The organism is Priestia sp. D51, assembly GCF_053345675.1.
On record NZ_JBLTIR010000001.1, the window covers coordinates 642306 to 660273 of the forward strand.

Below are 17968 nucleotides of genomic sequence, written 5' to 3' on the forward strand. Positions count from 1 at the left end.
ACATGCTTTATCCATCAATTGATTCCCTAATGGAAAAATTAGATTCTAAGTACACGCTTGTGACAGTAGCTGCAAAACGCGCTCGTCAATTACAGCTTCACAATGATACGCCGATTGAAAAGCCGGTTTCTTATAAGTTTGTAGGCTGTGCTTTAGAAGAAATTAATGCTGAACAATTAAGCTATAAGCAAGGTGTAGCAGAAGAAGATTCTAAACATCAGTAAGTGAAAAAATAACAACCTACTTTATAGGTTGTTATTTTTTTGATGTTTTTGTTTGTATTCAAGCAGGATAGTGAATGTCTCACTACAAAAATGGTATAATAATTGAATTGAAAAGCTTTAGATAGTTACCCGAGTAAACAAGCGGATGCTGGTTGAGCGGGATAAATAGATGGGGGCATAATGATGAAGGGAAAACGAATTTTATTATGTGTTAGCGGCGGAATCGCCGTATATAAAGCCGTAGCTTTAACAAGTAAATTAGTACAAGCAGGAGCGGAAGTTAAAGTAATGATGACTGCTTCAGCACGCGAGTTCGTAACGCCGCTTACGTTTCAAGCTCTGTCTCGAAACCCAGTTTATACAGATACGTTTGATGAAAAAGATCCATCTGTGATTGCACATATTGATTTAGCCGATTGGCCCGATTTAATTTTAGTGGCTCCTGCTACGGCTAATATGATAGGAAAAATAGCAAATGGTCTTGCAGATGATATGATTTCCACAACGCTGCTTGCTGCTACTGCACCTGTGTGGATTGCGCCTGCAATGAATGTTCATATGTACGATCATCCCGCTGTTAAAAAAAATATGAGCACTCTTTCATCATTTGGTTACTCTTTTGTAGAACCAGGAGAAGGGTATTTGGCATGCGGTTATGTAGGAAAAGGTCGTCTTGAAGAGCCAGAAACAATTGTTTCACTAATCGGCTCTTATTTTTCCAAAGTATCAGATACACAAAAAATCTTTGACGGTATCAATGTATTGGTTACAGCAGGACCTACGGTAGAACGCGTTGATCCCGTCCGATTTTTCACCAATCGCTCTACTGGGAAAATGGGCTATGCTCTTGCAGAACAAGCTGCTAAGTTAGGTGCATCGGTAACACTTGTAACGGGACCGACGAATTTAGAGTATCCAAAAGGGGTGCAGGTTGTTCAAATTGAAAGTGCGCAGCAGATGCTTGAAGCTGTTATGCAGCGCTATCATGAAGCAGATGTTGTCATTAAATCAGCCGCAGTGGCAGATTACCGACCAAAGTATGTGTTTGATCAAAAGATGAAAAAGCAGCCTGGTGAAGCAGTATTAGAGCTAGAGAGAACAACAGATATTTTACGCACGCTTGGAGAGCGAAAAGAACACCAGCTTTTAGTCGGCTTTGCAGCAGAAACAGAACAAGTGGATGAATATGCACAAAAGAAACTCGCATCTAAAAACTTGGATATGATTGTAGCCAATAACGTGACGACAGAAGGAGCAGGTTTTGGGACGGACACAAATATTGTGACGCTCTATAAGCGAAGCGGAGAGTCTAAAGAACTTCCCATTCTTTCAAAACACGATGTAGCTACCGAGGTGTTAAAAGAAGTGAAGGACATGTTAGAAGGGCTGAGAAAATGAGTGTAGCTAGTGTAATTGTGGACGTGGCTGCTAAACAAACAGATCGAGCTTTTGACTACGCCATTCCTGACAAATGGAAAGGAATTATTGTTCCAGGTATGCGAGTTGTCGTTCCGTTTGGTCCAAGAAAAGTTCAAGGGTTTGTGGTGGCTCTTAAAGAAGAGGCTGAAGTTAAGCGTGTTAAACCAATCGCTGACTTGCTTGATTTAACGCCGGTTCTGACTCCTGAACTGTTAGAGATTGGGCACTGGCTAACAGAAAAAACGCTTTGTTTTATGATATCGGCTTTTCAAGTCATGCTGCCTGCGGCGATGAAAGCAAAATATGATAAAGAACTGTCACTCCTTTCAAAAGAGGCATACGAACAGCTTCATGAGCAAGTCAAGCCGTTTTTTCAGTCAAGATCCTCGCTGAAGTGGAGTGAAGTGGAAAAAACAGCCGCTGCTCCTGCTTTTCACCGTGATATTCAAAAAGGTCTAATTGAAGTCGTCTACGTGGTGAAAAACAAAGGAAACAAAAAAACGGCAAAAGGCGTAAAACTGAATCAAAGCCTTGAAGACATTCAACAGTTTATGAACGAGTTAAATAAGCAGGCAGAAAAGCAAAAGCAAGTGCTGGCTTTTATGCTCGAGCGAAATGAAGAAGTAGCCATAAAAGAAATAGCGGAAGATTTGCAGATTACCTCCGCTCCTATAAAAGCGCTGATTAACAAAGGACTCTTAGAGGAAACGGAAATTGAAATATACCGTGATCCTTATCAAGATCGATACTTTACACCGTCAAAGCCATTTCAATTGACCGATGAACAAGCTGAGGCAATCGCACCGATTCTGCAGGACATCGAAGAAAATCTTCACGATGTGTTTTTAATGTATGGAGTAACGGGAAGCGGAAAAACAGAAGTGTATCTCCAATCGATTGATCAAGTATTAAAAAAAGGAAAAGAAGCGATTATGCTTGTTCCGGAGATTTCACTTACCCCTCAGATGGTCAAGCGGTTTAAAGAGCGGTTCGGCTCAAAAGTTGCTGTGCTTCATAGCGGCTTGTCTACTGGAGAAAAATACGATGAATGGCGAAAAATTCAGCGAAAAGAAGTATCCGTTGTGGTAGGGGCCCGCTCTGCTGTATTTGCTCCATTTGAAAATTTAGGCCTTCTTATTATCGATGAAGAACATGAGACGAGTTATAAACAAGAAGAAAACCCTCGTTATCATGCAAGAGATGTAGCCATTTACCGAGGGCAGCATCATCAGTGTCCCGTCATTTTAGGAAGTGCAACCCCAACGCTTGAGTCCTTTGCACGAGCGCAAAAAGGTGTGTATAAGCTGCTGACGTTAAAGCAAAGAATGAATAAGTCATCGATGCCATCGGTGGATATTGTGGATATGAGAGAAGAGCTTCGCAGCGGCAATCGCTCTATGTTTTCAACTATGCTGTTTGAAAAGATGAAAAACCGTTTGGAAAAAGGAGAGCAAATCGTTTTATTTTTAAATAAAAGAGGCCATTCTTCTTTTGTTATGTGCAGGGACTGCGGTTACGTTCCGACATGTGAGCACTGTGAAATTTCACTAACGTATCACCGCTATCAAAATAAATTAAAATGCCATTACTGCGGACACGAAGAACATGTGCACACTGAGTGCCCGGAATGCCACAGCGAACATATCCGCTTTTTTGGATCTGGTACACAAAAAGTGGAAGAAGAATTAACAAAAGTGCTGCCTGAGGCTAGAGTCGTGCGAATGGATGTTGATACGACAAGCCGAAAAGGCGCGCATGAAAAGCTCCTGAACAAGTTTGCAAGTGGAGAAGCGCAAATTTTACTAGGGACGCAGATGATTGCCAAAGGGCTAGACTTTCCAAACGTCACGCTTGTAGGCGTTTTAACAGCAGATACGATGCTGAATTTACCTGACTTTCGTGCATCTGAAAAAACGTTTCAGCTTTTAACACAAGTAAGCGGAAGAGCAGGACGCCACAAGCTTCCAGGAGAAGTAGTGATTCAAACGTACACGCCTGAGCACTACAGCATTCAACTTGCGAGTCAGCATGATTACGATGCGTTTTATAAGCAGGAGATGGAAATTCGTAAAATGCATAAATATCCGCCTTTCTTTTACTTGGCGCTTGTAACGGTATCTCATGAAAATATTGCAAAAGTGGTGTCTGTTACAGACAAAATTTCGCAGTATCTGGGTCAGAAACTTTCGCCGCAAACAACAATCTTAGGGCCAGTCGCATCTCCCATTGCTAAGATAAAAGATAGATATCGCTATCAATGCATGTTAAAATACAAGCTGGAACCAAGCCTGATTCCGCTGTTGAAATATATATTAGAACGTTATCAAGCGGAAATGCAGAAGGAAAATTTAACGATTACAATTGATTTGAATCCATACTCGATGATGTAACTAGTCGTCTTGATGGCGTTAAAGAAGAAGCTTTTTGGATATAAATAGAAAGAATAAAGGAGGTGCCTATTTGGCTAAGCTTAAGCTTGTTTACCATCCTAATGAAGTACTTGAACAAGAGTGTGAAGTCGTTAAAAACTTTGATAATAAATTAGCGAAATTACTAAACGGCATGTATGATTTAATGCTTGAAGCAGACGGTGTGGGTCTAGCTGCTCCTCAAGTAGGAGTTCTGCAGCAAGTGGCAGTGGTAGACGTGGACGATCGACACGGTAAAATTGAGTTAATTAATCCGGTAATTATTGAGCAACGAGGCGAACAAATCGGTCCAGAAGGCTGCCTAAGTTTTCCGGGCCTTTTTGGTGACGTGGCTCGAGCTGATTATGTGAAAGTACGTGCGCAAAATCGTAAAGGAAAACCTTATTTTATAGAAGCAAAAGGTTTTTTAGCACGAGCCATTCAACATGAAATTGATCACTTACACGGTGTATTGTTCACGGAAAAAGTAACAAAGTATTACGAAGAGGATGAACTAGAAGGGTAGGTTTTACACGATGAAAGTCGTATTTATGGGAACGCCGGATTTTTCAGTGCCGGTTTTACAAACATTACTTAAAGATGGATATGAAGTGGTCGCAGTGGTTACACAGCCGGACCGACCAAAAGGACGCAAGCGCGTATTAACACCTCCTCCTGTAAAAGTTGAGGCGTTAAAACATGAAATACCTGTACTGCAGCCAGAAAAGATTCGTTTAGAAGAAGAATATCAGCAAGTGTTAGCGTATGAGCCTGACCTAATTGTAACAGCGGCTTTTGGTCAAATTTTACCAACTCCTATTTTAGAAGCGCCTAAATACGGCTGTATTAACGTACATGCTTCTCTGTTACCTGAACTGCGCGGAGGCGCGCCGATTCACTATTCAATTCTACAAGGTAAGCCGAAAACTGGTGTTACAATTATGTATATGGTAGAAAAATTAGATGCAGGTGATATCTTAACACAGGTAGAAGTTCCGATTGAAGAACGTGATCACGTGGGCACACTTCACGATAAACTCAGCGCTGCTGGTGCAAAATTGCTTTCAGAAACCATTCCTTCTCTTGTGAAAGGTGAAATTACGCCGGTTAAACAAAACGATGGCGAAGCGACATTTGCTTCCAATATTAAGCGTGAACAAGAGAAAATTGATTGGGCCCGTACAGGAGAAGAAATTTATAATCATATCCGCGGACTTCATCCTTGGCCCGTTGCTTATACAACAGCAGACGGTCAAGTCATGAAAATTTGGTGGGGAGAGAAAGTATCCGCATCAGGCAAACCGGGTACCGTTTTATCACTTGAAGAGGACGGATTTGTAGTAGCAACTGGAAATGAAACAGCTATTAAAGTGACGGAACTTCAGCCGGCTGGAAAAAAACGTATGGATGCAGCGCAGTATTTACGAGGTACATCTGTTGAAGTCGGAACAGTATTAGGGGATGTCAATGAGTAAGTACAACGTTCGAGACATAGCTTTAGATATTTTACTAGCTATTGAAAAAAATCAGGCATTCAGCAATCTATTGTTAAATAACAGTATACAAAAACGTGGTATTCAAGGGAAAGATGCAGGGCTGTTAACGGAAATCGTGTATGGAACGATTCAAAGACGCGATACGTTAGATTACGGGTTAGCCCCTTTCTTGAAAAATCCCAAAAAACTTCAGCCTTGGGTGCGAGTGCTGCTTCGTTTATCTCTTTATCAGATGATGTATTTAGACCGAGTACCTGACCGGGCAATCCTTCATGAAGCAGTAGAAATTGCTAAAAAACGTGGTCACAAAGGAATTGCCTCAATGGTAAACGGCGTTTTACGAAATATTCAGCGCAGCGGCACGCCTTCTTTAGAAGAAATACAAAATCCTGTGGAGCGCTTGGCAATTGAAACGAGTCATCCAGTATGGCTTGTAAAACGCTGGGTGGAACAATATGGATTGGACAAAACACGCGGAATCTGTTTAGCTAATTTAATGGCCCCTAAACAAACAATCCGAGTAAACAGTGCACGCTTTACGCAAAATGAAGTAAAAGAAGCGCTAGAAAAAGAAGGTATTGTTGTAGAACCAGGCCATTTTGTAGAAGAAGCGCTAGAAGTTCAAAAAGGAAATGCAGCTCATACACAAGCATTTCGTGAAGGAATGTTTACCGTTCAAGATGAAAGCTCTATGTTAGTAGCTCATGCACTAGGCGCAGAAGCAGAAGAGCTGATTTTAGATAGCTGTGCTGCACCGGGAGGAAAATCAACTCATATTGCAGAGCAGCTTAAAAACAGTGGTAGAGTTATTTCCTTGGACATTCATGACCATAAAGTAAAGCTGATTGCCCAGCAGGCAGAGCGTCTGCATCTTACCAATATTGAGCCAACGGTTCAAGACAGCCGCAAAGCCGGTGAACAGTTTGATAAAGAAATGTTTGACCGCATTTTAGTAGATGCCCCGTGCTCAGGTTTTGGTGTGATGAGACGTAAACCTGATTTGAAATATACAAAAACTGAGCAGGATGTAAAGCAGCTGGCGCGTATTCAACAAGATATTTTAAATGCGGTTGCGCCTTTATTAAAAAAAGGTGGGACCCTCGTATATAGTACATGTACAATTGATCGGGATGAAAATGGGGATGTTGTAGCAGCATTTTTAGCAGATCATGCTGATTTTCAAAAAGACGAAACGCTTGCTGCACGCATGCCGCAAAGACTTAAACAAAACGTAAAACATGGTGAAATTCAATTGCTGCCAGATGCACAAAGCGATGGATTTTATATTGCATGTTTACAGAAGAAGGTGTAAAAATGGAAGAAGTAGCTAAAAGAAAAGCAAAAGCAGAAGAAAAAACGCAAAAACCATCTATTTATTCATTAGAAATGCACGACCTAGAAAATTGGTTAGTGGAACATGGTGATAAGAAGTTCCGTGCTAAACAAATTTTTGACTGGTTATATGTTAAACGCGTAACGGACTTTGACGATATGTCAAACTTATCTAAAGGATTACGTGAACAATTAAAAGACAAATTTGCATTAACGACATTAAAAACAGTTGTTCAGCAAACGTCTGGAGACGGCACGATGAAGTTTTTATTCGAACTCCATGACGGTTATACGATTGAAACGGTGCTTATGCGTCATGAATACGGAAATTCTGTCTGCGTAACAACTCAAGTTGGCTGTCGCATCGGCTGTACGTTCTGTGCGTCTACTCTTGGAGGTTTAAAGCGTAACTTAGAAGCTGGAGAAATCGTAGCGCAAGTAGTAAAAGTACAAAAAGCGCTAGATGAACAAGGAGAACGCGTGAGCTCTGTCGTAATTATGGGTATTGGGGAGCCATTTGATAACTATGATGAAATGATGCGCTTCTTAAAAACAATTAACAGTGATGATGGATTAAATATTGGTGCACGTCATATCACAGTATCGACAAGTGGAATCATTCCAAAAATCTATAAGTTTGCTGATGAAAAAATGCAAATCAATTTTGCGATTTCACTTCACGCTCCAAACAATGACATCCGCTCACGCTTAATGCCGATTAACCGTGCGTATAAACTTCCTGATTTGATGGAAGCCATTAAATATTATACGGATAAAACGGGAAGACGTATTAGCTTTGAGTATGGTCTATTCGGAGGAGTAAACGATCAAGTAGAGCATGCGGAGGAATTAGCGGATTTGATTAAAGACGTTAAATGTCACGTGAACTTGATTCCGGTAAACTATGTGCCTGAGCGTGATTATGTTCGTACACCGCGTGAACAGATTTTTGCATTTGAACGTACGCTTAAAAAGCGTGGCGTTAACGTGACTATTCGACGTGAGCAAGGTCATGATATCGATGCAGCTTGTGGCCAATTACGTGCGAAGGAGCGTAAAGAAGAGACGAGGTGATTGTATGGCAACTGTCTTCATGACAGACCGAGGGAGAGTTAGACAACACAATGAAGATAACGGAGGGGTATTTTTGAACCAACACAATCAGCTGCTTGCAATTGTAGCTGATGGTATGGGAGGTCATCGAGCTGGCGACATCGCCAGTGAGATGGCGGTTCAAAAATTGCAAATAGCGTGGGAAGAAGCGGACAAAGTAACGTCTCCTGATGAGGCGACCCAGTGGATTCGTACGCATGTTTCACAAATTAATCAAGATATTTATCAGTATGCTCAGGAGCATGAAGAGTGTAAAGGCATGGGTACGACAGTTGTACTTGCTTTATGCGCCGATACGTTTTGTGCGATTGGGAATATAGGAGACAGCAGGTGCTATATTTCCAATGAATATGGATTTCAACAAGTAACAGAAGATCATTCTCTTGTGAATGAACTCGTAAAAAATGGTCAAATCACAAAAGAAGATGCTGAGCATCATCCGCGAAAAAATATCTTATTGCGAGCACTAGGTACCGAAGAAAATGTTAGTTTAGATGTAAAAACAATTGAAGTGGAAAAAGAAGATCGATTATTATTATGTTCAGATGGACTGACAAATAAGGTAACGGAACAAAAGCTGAACGACACGTTATCAACAAGTTCATCACTTCACGAAAAGGGTACGAGCCTGATTCAATTAGCAAATGAGCTTGGTGGAGAAGACAATATTACACTTGCAATTGTGGACTTTACATCTGAAAGTGGGTGAGAGTGTTGCTAATAGGTAGACGGCTAAACGACCGTTATAAGGTATTGCAAGTAATTGGTGGAGGCGGAATGGCAAACGTCTATTTAGGTCGCGACATGATTTTGGATCGTGATGTGGCAATTAAAGTGCTTCGCTTAGACTTTGCAAGTGACGATGCGTTTATAAAGCGTTTCCATCGAGAAGCACAATCTGCTACGAGTATTGCTCATCCTAATATTGTCAGCATTTATGATGTTGGAGAAGAAGAAGATATTTACTATATCATCATGGAATATGTACCGGGTATGACATTAAAGCAATACATTCTGCAAGAATCACCATTATCTCTTGATAAAGCCATACATATTATGACGCAGATTACATCAGCTATTGCCCATGCTCATCAGTACGGGATTATTCACCGGGATATTAAGCCTCAAAATATTTTAATTGATCATGATGATACCATTAAAGTTACTGACTTCGGCATTGCCGTAGCACTAAGTTCTACAACCATTACGCATACTAATTCTGTTTTGGGCTCTGTTCATTATTTATCTCCTGAACAGGCAAGGGGAGGGCTTGCGAATAAGCGTTCTGATATTTATTCGCTTGGCATCGTCCTATTTGAATTGCTAACGGGTCGAGTCCCTTTTTCTGGGGAATCGGCTGTGTCAATTGCATTAAAACATTTACAGACAGAAACACCTTCTCCAAAAAGGTGGAATCCATCTATCCCTCAAAGCGTGGAGAATGTTGTATTAAAAGCAACAACTAAAGATCCATTTTACCGATACAGTTCCGTCGAAGAACTCGAAGCGGATTTACAGTCTGCTGTTCATCCAAATCGTTATAATGAACAAAGGTTTACGGTGCCTGATGATGAAGAAGTGACAAAAGCCATTCCAGTTATTAAGGAGGATTTTGTTGAATCTGAAGAAACGCACGTACCTGTGAGAAAACCACCTCACTTAGAGCGTGAAGAACAAGAAGAAGAAGAATTAAAGCCTAAGAAAAAAAAGAAGAAAAAGAAAAAAGGCAAAAGCAAGCTGATTGTAACGCTTGTTTTAATTTTTTTGCTGCTGGCAGCTGCTAGCGTAGCCGCCGTTACATTTATTCCGGCTTTATTACTGCCAAAAGACGTAAAGGTTCCTGATTTACATAATCAAGATTATGAATCAGCAGTAACCGATTTAGTTTCTTTAGGCTTTAAAGTGAAGAATCCTAAAGATATATCCGATAATGAAGTGGAAGAAGGCGACGTGGTTAAAACGATGCCAGAAGCGGGAGACGTGATCAAAGAAGGATCTAACGTCATTATTTATCGAAGTACAGGAAAGAAAAAAGAAGCATTTAACCGGTACATTGGAAGAAGCTTTACGGAAGTAAAGAGTCTGTTAGAAAAGCAGAATTATAAAGATATCCAATCCATCGAAGTTGAAAGCACAGAGCCAAAAGGCAATATTACAGATCAGACGCCTAAAGAAACCGAACAAGTCGTGCCGGAAGATACAACGGTTACGCTATGGGTAAGTAAAGGTCCGCCGAAGATTACATTAAAGGATTTCTCGGGCTGGACGGAAAAAAGCGTAAAAGATTATGCATCAGATGAAGATATCGAAGTGGACGTGAAAACCGCGTATTCCGACACCGTTGAAAAAGGTCTTGTGATGTCTCAAAAGCCTGCAGCGGAGCAGAGTATCGAGCAAGGTGATAAGCTCAGCATTACGGTCTCAATGGGCAAAGAGCCAAAAGCTCCTCAAACGGTGTCAGTGGATGTGACTATTCCGTATAAAGAAGAGGCTGACACCGAAGCAAGCACGGAACAAGGCGACGCAACGGAAACAGGCGATGCCACTGAAACAGAAGAGGAAAAGCCAAAGCCGCAAAAAGTACAAATTTATATCGAAGATGCAGATAACGATATGTCGGTTCCTGCTAAAGAACTAACGATTACTGAAACAACAAAAGAATCATTCGATGTTTTAGTTGATGAAAATGAAAAAGCGTCTTATAAAATTGTCCGAGACGGGGAAGTTATTGAAGAAAAAGACGTTGAATATCCAGAGTGATAGGAGTGAGGTTATGCCAGAAGGAAGAATTATTAAATCCCTTAGCGGATTTTATTATGTTCTTCATGACGGACAAGTAACGCAATGTCGAGGACGAGGTGTTTTTCGTAAAAAGAAGGTAACGCCTTTAGTCGGTGACAATGTAGTATTTCAGGCGGAAAATAAGCTTGAAGGATATATACTTGAAATTAAAGAACGTAAAAATGAATTAGTTCGTCCCCCAATTTCAAATGTTGATCAGGCGCTGCTTGTTTTTTCAGCGATTGAACCTGATTTTAGTACAATGCTTCTTGACCGATTTTTAGTGTTAGTGGAGTCTAATCATATTGAACCTATTATTTGTATTTCAAAAGTAGATCTTTTATCACAGCAGCAAAAGCAAGAAATCGAGCAATATGCCGAAGAATATCGTAAAATAGGATATGAGGTCATTTTAACGTCGACAGTCACAGAAAAAGGCATGGAACAAATTCAGCCGTTATTTGAAGATCGCGTAACGGTTATTGCTGGACAGTCAGGTGTAGGTAAATCTTCATTGCTAAATACGCTTAAACCAGAGCTTGAGTTAAAGACAAATGATATTTCAATGTCACTTGGAAGAGGAAAGCATACAACACGTCATGTAGAACTGATTTCGTTTGGTGAAGGTTTAGTAGCCGATACGCCAGGCTTTAGCTCACTGGAATTTTTAACGTTAGAAGTAGAAGAGTTGACCGATTGTTTTCCTGAAATGTCGCGTTTGAGTGAACAGTGTAAATTTCGAGGTTGTTTGCATGTGAAAGAACCAAAATGTGCGGTGAAAGAAGCATACGAACAAAAAAAAATTCCGAGTTATCGCTACGAACATTACTTGCAATTTGTTGAGGAAATTAAGCAAAGAAAGCCGAGGTATTAAAAATGACAAAAATCGCACCTTCCATTTTATCTGCCAATTTTTCAAAGCTTGCTGAAGAAATTCGTGAAGTTGAAGCAGGTGGAGCAGACTACATCCATATAGACGTTATGGATGGCCATTTTGTTCCTAATATTACAATTGGACCGCTTATCGTTGAGGCTGTACGCCCTGTCACAACACTGCCATTAGATGTGCATTTAATGATTGAAAACCCAGATCAATACGTTCCAATGTTTGCAAAGGCAGGTGCTGATATTTTAACGGTACATGCTGAAGCGTGTACTCATTTGCACCGCACCATTCAATTAATCAAAGAGCACGGCATGAAAGCAGGCGTTGCTTTAAATCCTGCAACGCCAATTGACGTGGTAAAGCATATCTTAGAAGATATCGATCTTATTTTATTAATGACGGTGAACCCAGGCTTTGGAGGACAAAACTTCATTCCAAGTGTACTGCCGAAAATTGAGCAAATCTCTCAGCTTATTGAAATCCGTCACCTTTCTATTGAAGTAGAGGTTGATGGAGGAATTAATGAAGAAACAGCAAGAAAATGTGTAGAAGCAGGAGCAAATGTCTTAGTGGCTGGCTCAGCTATTTATAATCAAGAAGATCGAGCTGGCGCAATCAGCCAAATTCGCACAACTGTTCAAGCGTAAGTAATAAAAGCTGCTGTGTACAACGGGTAGAACTTGTACACAGCAGCTTTTTCTTTTAGGATAAAGAAAACATATTTATTTCGTTCATTTTTTAATAGAAAAGGAGCATATACATAATGAAAATTCATATTCTAGCAGGGGGACCGGATGAACATATGCCACTCCTGCACCAATCAAATGATGTAAAGTGGGTAGGAGTAGACCGGGGCGTATTCCTGCTTCTTCAACAAGACATTTTGCCCGTGAAAGCATTCGGAGATTTTGATTCCATTACAAATGCGCAGCTTAAGCGAGTGAGAGAAGCATTACAAGATGTTGAATTGTATCCTGCGGAAAAAGATGCAACTGATTTGGAACTTGCTTTTGAGTGGGCAATAGAGCAAAAACCGGACAGTATTTGTATCTTTGGAGCAACAGGTGGAAGACTTGACCACATGTTTGGAAGCGTTCAGCTCCTGTACAAAGGCTTAAAAAAGAAAGCGAATGTACAAATGATTGACAATCAAAATATCATTCAATTGTTTGAACCAGGCACTTATCATGTTGATCGTTTAAAGGAGTTTCACTATATTTCATTCGTTCCTTTTGCAGGCGGTGTAAAAGAGCTTACGCTAGAAGGTTTCAAATATCCGCTCAATAAGCATGAAGTAGAACTCGGCTCAACTTTATGTATTAGCAATGAACTTATTCAACAAAGAGGTACTTTTTCATTTACAAAAGGCATATTAATGATGGTAAGAAGCAATGATAAACGTTGCTTGTGATGAAGTATGGAAAATGAGAGCAGGACATAGGGCTTTCTTTAAAAGGAGATAAAGTGTGGAGACGGTTAGGAGGGACAGTATGAAATTCTATACAATCAAACTTCCAAAGTTTTTAGGTGGGATCGTAAAGGTCATGCTTAATTCGTTTAAAAAAGATTAACAACGCCGGAATAATAAAAGAAGCACCATAAAATATGGTGCTTTTTCATTATAAAGATTAAACGCGTTGAACTTTACCAGACTTAAGGGCTCTAGCTGAAACGTACACACGTTTTGGTTTACCGTTCACTAAGATACGTACTTTTTGAACGTTAGCACCCCATTTACGCTTAGTAGCGTTCATTGCGTGAGAACGTGCGTTACCTGAACGAGCTTTTCTACCAGTTACTACACATTTGCGTGCCATGATTTTCCCTCCTAACACCAAAAAAACTACTCAATTCTGTTTTGAGAAATACTATATTAATTTATCACAGCCTTAAAGAGAATGCAATAGTTCTGGAGAAAAGCTTTCAAGAAATTTTCCTTGACATATAAAATGAATCTATGTTCAATAATATAGAGAGTAGAAATAGGTATAACTTGGGCAATTACTTATTTTAAGACAAGTTGATACCCAATACTGTCATCTTTAAAAGGGACAAGCTGGACGCCTCTTTTAAAACGAGATTGATTATAGTAGAATATTTATAACCTATGAAAGTAGAAAGGGGAACGAGTATGTCCATCGAAATGAAAACGAAGTATGGTCAAATTGATATTTCTACAGATGTAATTGCAACAATTGCTGGAGGAGCAGCTGTTGATTGTTACGGGATTGTCGGAATGGCTTCAAAAAATCAGCTTAAAGATGGTCTTACAGAAATTCTTCGCAAAGAAAACTTTACACGAGGTATTGTGGTAAGACAAGAAGAGGATGACGTACATATCGACATGTACATTATCGTAAGCTATGGAACAAAAATTTCTGAAATTGCTCATAATGTGCAAACAAAAGTAAAATACACGCTGGAACAAACGGTTGGTCTAACGGTTGATTCAGTAAATATTTATGTGCAGGGTGTTCGTGTAACGAACGTTTAATTAAGGAGGAAGATTCGTGTCAATGACAAGGTTGGACGGAAAGCGGTTTAGAGAAATGGTGCTTCAAGGAGCCCAGCATCTATCTAACAATGCAGATTACGTGGATGCGCTGAACGTTTTTCCTGTACCAGATGGTGATACTGGAACAAATATGAACTTATCGATTACGTCTGGTGCTAAAGAAGTGAAAAATAAACTATCTGATCACATCGGTCAAGTGAGTCAAGCTTTGTCTAAGGGCTTATTGATGGGTGCGCGCGGTAATTCAGGAGTTATTTTATCTCAATTATTCCGCGGTTTTGCGAAATCGGTTGAGCAAAAGTCAGCGATTACAACAGTTGAGTTTGCTGAAGCTCTTGAGCTTGGTGTAGAAACTGCTTATAAAGCTGTTATGAAACCAATCGAAGGAACCATTTTAACAGTAGCTAAGGATACTGCTAAAAAAGCAGTGGCTGTTGCTAAAAAGCAATCTGATATGATTCTGTTCATGGAAGAAGTACTTAAGGAAGCTAATGCTTCGTTAAATCGCACGCCAGATCTTTTACCCGTGTTAAAAGAAGTAGGCGTAGTGGATAGCGGAGGTCAAGGGCTTGTTTTAATTTATGAAGGGTTTTTAGCTGAATTAAAAGGTGAAAAACTTCCGGGTGTACCCATGTCAGCTCCTTCGATGAATGAACTTGTAAATGCTGAGCATCATAAGCATGTGCAAAGCCATATGAATACAGAAGATATTGAATTTGGCTATTGTACAGAATTTATGGTAAGGCTGGAAGAGGATAAGCCCGCAGCTAAAACATTTTCTGAAGAAACGTTTCGCCAAGATTTAAGTAAATGGGGCGACTCGTTGCTTGTAGTATCTGATGATGAAATTGTGAAAGTTCATATTCACGCCGAGCATCCTGGAGAAGTGTTAAACTACGGGCAGCAATATGGAAGTTTAATTAAAATGAAGATTGAAAACATGAGAGAACAGCATAGCAGCATTGTTTCAGATGAAGAAAAGCCTGCAGTAAAAAAGGCTGAAAAACAGCCCTTTGGCATTGTTACTGTATCAATGGGAAAAGGAATAGCTGAATTGTTCAAGAGCCTTGGGGCAACGGTTGTCATTGAAGGCGGACAAACAATGAATCCAAGTACGGAGGATATTGTCAAAGCGATTGAAGAAACAAATGCAGAACAGGTACTTATTTTACCTAATAACGGAAATATTGTAATGGCTGCTAACCAAGCGGCTGCTGTTGCGGGCAGTCACGTTTCGGTTGTCCCGTCTAAAACGGTTCCTCAAGGAATGACAGCGCTGCTATCATTTAATCCTCAGCAAAGCTTAAAAGAAAACGAGGAAGCAATGACAGAAGCTCTGCAGCACGTAAAAACAGGGCAAGTAACGTATGCAGTTCGCGATACAAATATTGATGGTCTTGAATTAGCTAAAGGCGATTTTATGGGTATTGCCGAAAAGAAAATCGTCGTAAAAGATTCAGAGAAATTAGAAGCAGCGAAAAAGCTATTGACTTATATGATTGATGACGAAGCGGAAATCCTTACGATTCTTCAAGGAGAGGATGTCTCAGACGATGAAGCTGAAGCGCTAACATCGTTTGTAGAAGAAACGTTTGAAGAAGTTGAGGTAGAGCTTCATAAAGGAGATCAACCTTTATATTCTTACATTTTTGCAATTGAATAACAAAAAAAGAAGCACTCCTCTCAAGGGGCGCTTCTTTTTTGTGTTTTTTAAGTTAAATACGAACTATTTTATTTTTACATGTTGTAATCGTTCGGCATATTAGGTATATTAGTTGAAAAGAACCCGTTTGTATGGTAGTTTTGAAAACTGATTGAGTCAAATGTGAAAGAAAACAGCATGAGAGGAGAGGCAACAGTGGATATTTTAAAAGGAACAGGTTTATTGTTATTAGTTTTATTTTTATTTTGGTTGTTTAGCAACAAGGCACCTTATGGCATGAAAGCGATGGGGGCTCTGGCAAGCGGAGCGGTGGCTGCGTTTCTCGTAGAGGCCTTTCAGTCATATGTAGGAGGAGATTTACTAGGTATTTCATTCTTAGGTGAAGTTGGAAAGGCTGCAGGAGGAATGGGAGGAGTTGCGGCGGCAGCACTAGTTGCTTTGGCGTTAGGAGTATCTCCTGTATATGCTCTTATGATGGGCGTGGTGTGTTCGGGACTAGGCTTGCTCCCTGGATTTTTTGCGGGATACCTCATGGCATTTGTAGTGAAATTTATTGAGAAAAAGGCACCTGCTGGTCTAGACTTATTAGGCAATATCTTAATTGCAGCACCTTTAACAAGATTAATTGGTAATGCATTCTCACCTATTGTAGATGCGACGCTTTTAAATATTGGAGGAATTATTAAAGATACAACAAGTGCTAGCCCTATTTTGATGGGAATTATTTTAGGGGGAGTTATTACAGTAGTAGCAACGGCTCCGCTTAGCTCAATGGCTTTAACGGCTATGCTAGGGTTAACGGGATTGCCTATGGCGATTGGAGCTCTTGCTGTGTTTGGTTCTTCTTTCATGAACTATGTGCTGTTTGATCGATTAAAAATTGGGGATCGTCGTACAACCATTTCAGTTGCAGTTGAACCTTTAACACAAGCGAATATTATTTCAGCCAATCCAATTCCTATTTACATTACCAACTTTGTTGGAGGGGCACTAGCGGGTGTAGTTGTGGCTCTGTTCGGATTAGTAAATGATGCTGCAGGCACGGCAACGCCAATCGCAGGACTTGCAGTGATGTTTGGGTTTAATGACCCTATGAAGGTCACAATTTGTGCAGTACTTTGTGCACTAGCGGGAGCATTAGCTGGGTTTATAGGTTCAGTTGTTTTTAAAAACTTTAAAATTAAAACAGTAGACGATGTAGCTTCAGAGCAAGAAGCAGCGTAAGTAATTCATCTTTTCCTGCATAACATAGCAAAAAAAGCGGTGTGCTTATCCTATTTTTATGGATAAATACACCGCTTTTTTTGTGCGTGAATCTCTAATAAAAATGAGAATTTTTAAATTTTTTAAGAGCGTGAAACAAAGCTTCCAAAAAGTCAAAAGCTCAAGTAACATATAAGTAATAACAATGTCTAAATAGCAGGGGGAAAATCCTTATGAAATATAAATCTGTCTTCGATATTATTGGTCCGGTAATGATTGGACCATCTAGTTCACATACGGCTGGTGCAGCGCGTATTGGACGCGTTGCCCGAACACTCTTTGGTAAGCAGCCCACAAAAGTTGTGGTTTCATTGTACGGTTCTTTTGCTCAAACGTATAAAGGGCACGGAACAGACGTAGCGTTGATTGGCGGTATTTTAGATTTTGATACATTCGATCAGCGTATTCCGGAGTCTTTGGACTTGGCTAAAAAAGAAGGAATTGACGTCACATTTGTTGAGGAAGCGGCAATCACAGACCATCCGAATACTGCTCGCATCAAAATGAGCGACGGATTAAAGGAAATTGAAGTTGTTGGAATTTCAATTGGCGGAGGAAAAATTCAAATTACGGAACTTAACGGATTTGAATTAAATTTATCAGGCATGAATCCAGCTATTCTCGTTGTGCATAATGATCGATTTGGTGCCATTGCGACCGTTACAAATATTTTGATGAAACATTCAATTAATATCGGACATATGGAAGTATCTCGCAAAGAGCGCGGCGAAGTAGCGCTTATGGCAATTGAAATGGATACGAATATTGAAGATGATGTAATTGAAGAGTTAAAAACATTGCCTCACATTATTCAAGTAACAAGAATGGTTGAATAGGAAAGGCCTGGGAGAATAAATCGAATAATTAT

At 40.1% G+C, this 17968-nt stretch carries 18 protein-coding genes; 17 read left to right on the plus strand and 1 reads right to left on the minus strand.

Translation table 11 applies throughout. The features are described 5' to 3' along the window. Nucleotides 1–2: 2 nt before the first annotated feature. The 13 genes from rpoZ (at nt 3) to spoVM (ending at nt 13230) form a co-directional block, all read left to right on the plus strand. Nucleotides 3–224, plus strand: a complete 222-nt coding sequence (gene rpoZ, locus ACNHOZ_RS03405) for a DNA-directed RNA polymerase subunit omega (RefSeq protein WP_013058926.1) — start codon at nt 3–5, stop codon at nt 222–224. Between the two features lie 180 nt (nt 225–404). Further along, nucleotides 405–1622 (plus strand): bifunctional phosphopantothenoylcysteine decarboxylase/phosphopantothenate--cysteine ligase CoaBC, encoded by a 1218-nt coding sequence (coaBC, locus tag ACNHOZ_RS03410; protein ID WP_048019834.1) that lies wholly within the window; start codon nt 405–407, stop codon nt 1620–1622. After that, nucleotides 1619–4033, plus strand: coding sequence for a primosomal protein N' (gene priA, locus ACNHOZ_RS03415; RefSeq protein WP_048019835.1), 2415 nt, complete (start codon nt 1619–1621; stop codon nt 4031–4033). Before coaBC ends, priA begins: the two co-directional genes overlap by 4 nt. Before the next feature lie 70 nt (nt 4034–4103). Further along, entirely contained in the window at nt 4104–4577 is a 474-nt protein-coding gene (gene def, locus ACNHOZ_RS03420; RefSeq protein ID WP_013084828.1) for a peptide deformylase, read from the plus strand. Nucleotides 4578–4587: 10 nt separating this feature from the next. Then, nucleotides 4588–5526: a methionyl-tRNA formyltransferase gene (gene fmt, locus ACNHOZ_RS03425; protein ID WP_028411455.1), complete on the plus strand. Its 939-nt coding sequence runs from the start codon at nt 4588–4590 to the stop codon at nt 5524–5526. Next, entirely contained in the window at nt 5519–6859 is a 1341-nt protein-coding gene (gene rsmB, locus ACNHOZ_RS03430) for a 16S rRNA (cytosine(967)-C(5))-methyltransferase RsmB (RefSeq protein WP_028411454.1), read from the plus strand. The genes fmt and rsmB overlap by 8 nt, the downstream gene beginning before the upstream one ends. A gap of 2 nt (nt 6860–6861) precedes the next feature. Continuing rightward, nucleotides 6862–7953, plus strand: coding sequence for a 23S rRNA (adenine(2503)-C(2))-methyltransferase RlmN (rlmN, locus tag ACNHOZ_RS03435; RefSeq protein ID WP_028411453.1), 1092 nt, complete (start codon nt 6862–6864; stop codon nt 7951–7953). A gap of 4 nt (nt 7954–7957) precedes the next feature. After that, a complete protein-coding gene (locus ACNHOZ_RS03440) occupies nt 7958–8701 on the plus strand; it encodes a Stp1/IreP family PP2C-type Ser/Thr phosphatase (protein WP_048019836.1) in 744 nt (247 codons plus the stop codon). A 5-nt stretch (nt 8702–8706) separates the two neighbouring features. After that, nucleotides 8707–10752 (plus strand): Stk1 family PASTA domain-containing Ser/Thr kinase, encoded by a 2046-nt coding sequence (pknB, locus tag ACNHOZ_RS03445; protein ID WP_048019985.1) that lies wholly within the window; start codon nt 8707–8709, stop codon nt 10750–10752. 13 nt (nt 10753–10765) lie between these two features. After that, the gene (rsgA, locus tag ACNHOZ_RS03450; protein WP_048019837.1) at nt 10766–11647 is read left to right on the plus strand and encodes a ribosome small subunit-dependent GTPase A; all 882 of its coding nucleotides are present in this window, start codon (nt 10766–10768) and stop codon (nt 11645–11647) included. Between the two features lie 2 nt (nt 11648–11649). After that, on the plus strand, nt 11650–12306 hold the full coding sequence (rpe, locus tag ACNHOZ_RS03455; protein WP_013058916.1) for a ribulose-phosphate 3-epimerase: 657 nt from the start codon (nt 11650–11652) through the stop codon (nt 12304–12306). Nucleotides 12307–12422: 116 nt separating this feature from the next. Next, nucleotides 12423–13070, plus strand: a complete 648-nt coding sequence (locus ACNHOZ_RS03460; protein ID WP_048019838.1) for a thiamine diphosphokinase — start codon at nt 12423–12425, stop codon at nt 13068–13070. 79 nt (nt 13071–13149) lie between these two features. Next, nucleotides 13150–13230 carry a stage V sporulation protein SpoVM gene (gene spoVM / locus ACNHOZ_RS03465; RefSeq protein WP_016765421.1) on the plus strand — a complete coding sequence of 27 codons (81 nt, stop codon included), beginning with the start codon at nt 13150–13152 and terminating at the stop codon, nt 13228–13230. 57 nt (nt 13231–13287) lie between these two features. Here the strand turns inward: spoVM and rpmB are convergent, their stop codons facing one another. Further along, nucleotides 13288–13476: a 50S ribosomal protein L28 gene (gene rpmB / locus ACNHOZ_RS03470; RefSeq protein WP_013058914.1), complete on the minus strand. Its 189-nt coding sequence runs from the start codon at nt 13474–13476 to the stop codon at nt 13288–13290. A 314-nt stretch (nt 13477–13790) separates the two neighbouring features. Between rpmB and ACNHOZ_RS03475 the strand changes: the two genes are divergently transcribed. The 4 genes from ACNHOZ_RS03475 (at nt 13791) to sdaAB (ending at nt 17936) form a co-directional block, all read left to right on the plus strand. Then, entirely contained in the window at nt 13791–14153 is a 363-nt protein-coding gene (locus ACNHOZ_RS03475; RefSeq protein ID WP_013058913.1) for an Asp23/Gls24 family envelope stress response protein, read from the plus strand. Between the two features lie 16 nt (nt 14154–14169). Further along, a complete protein-coding gene (locus tag ACNHOZ_RS03480; protein WP_048407589.1) occupies nt 14170–15837 on the plus strand; it encodes a DAK2 domain-containing protein in 1668 nt (555 codons plus the stop codon). Between the two features lie 195 nt (nt 15838–16032). After that, nucleotides 16033–17061: a PTS sugar transporter subunit IIC gene (locus tag ACNHOZ_RS03485; RefSeq protein ID WP_016765419.1), complete on the plus strand. Its 1029-nt coding sequence runs from the start codon at nt 16033–16035 to the stop codon at nt 17059–17061. A 212-nt stretch (nt 17062–17273) separates the two neighbouring features. Next, entirely contained in the window at nt 17274–17936 is a 663-nt protein-coding gene (sdaAB, locus tag ACNHOZ_RS03490; RefSeq protein WP_028411448.1) for an L-serine ammonia-lyase, iron-sulfur-dependent subunit beta, read from the plus strand. Nucleotides 17937–17968 lie beyond the last annotated feature (32 nt).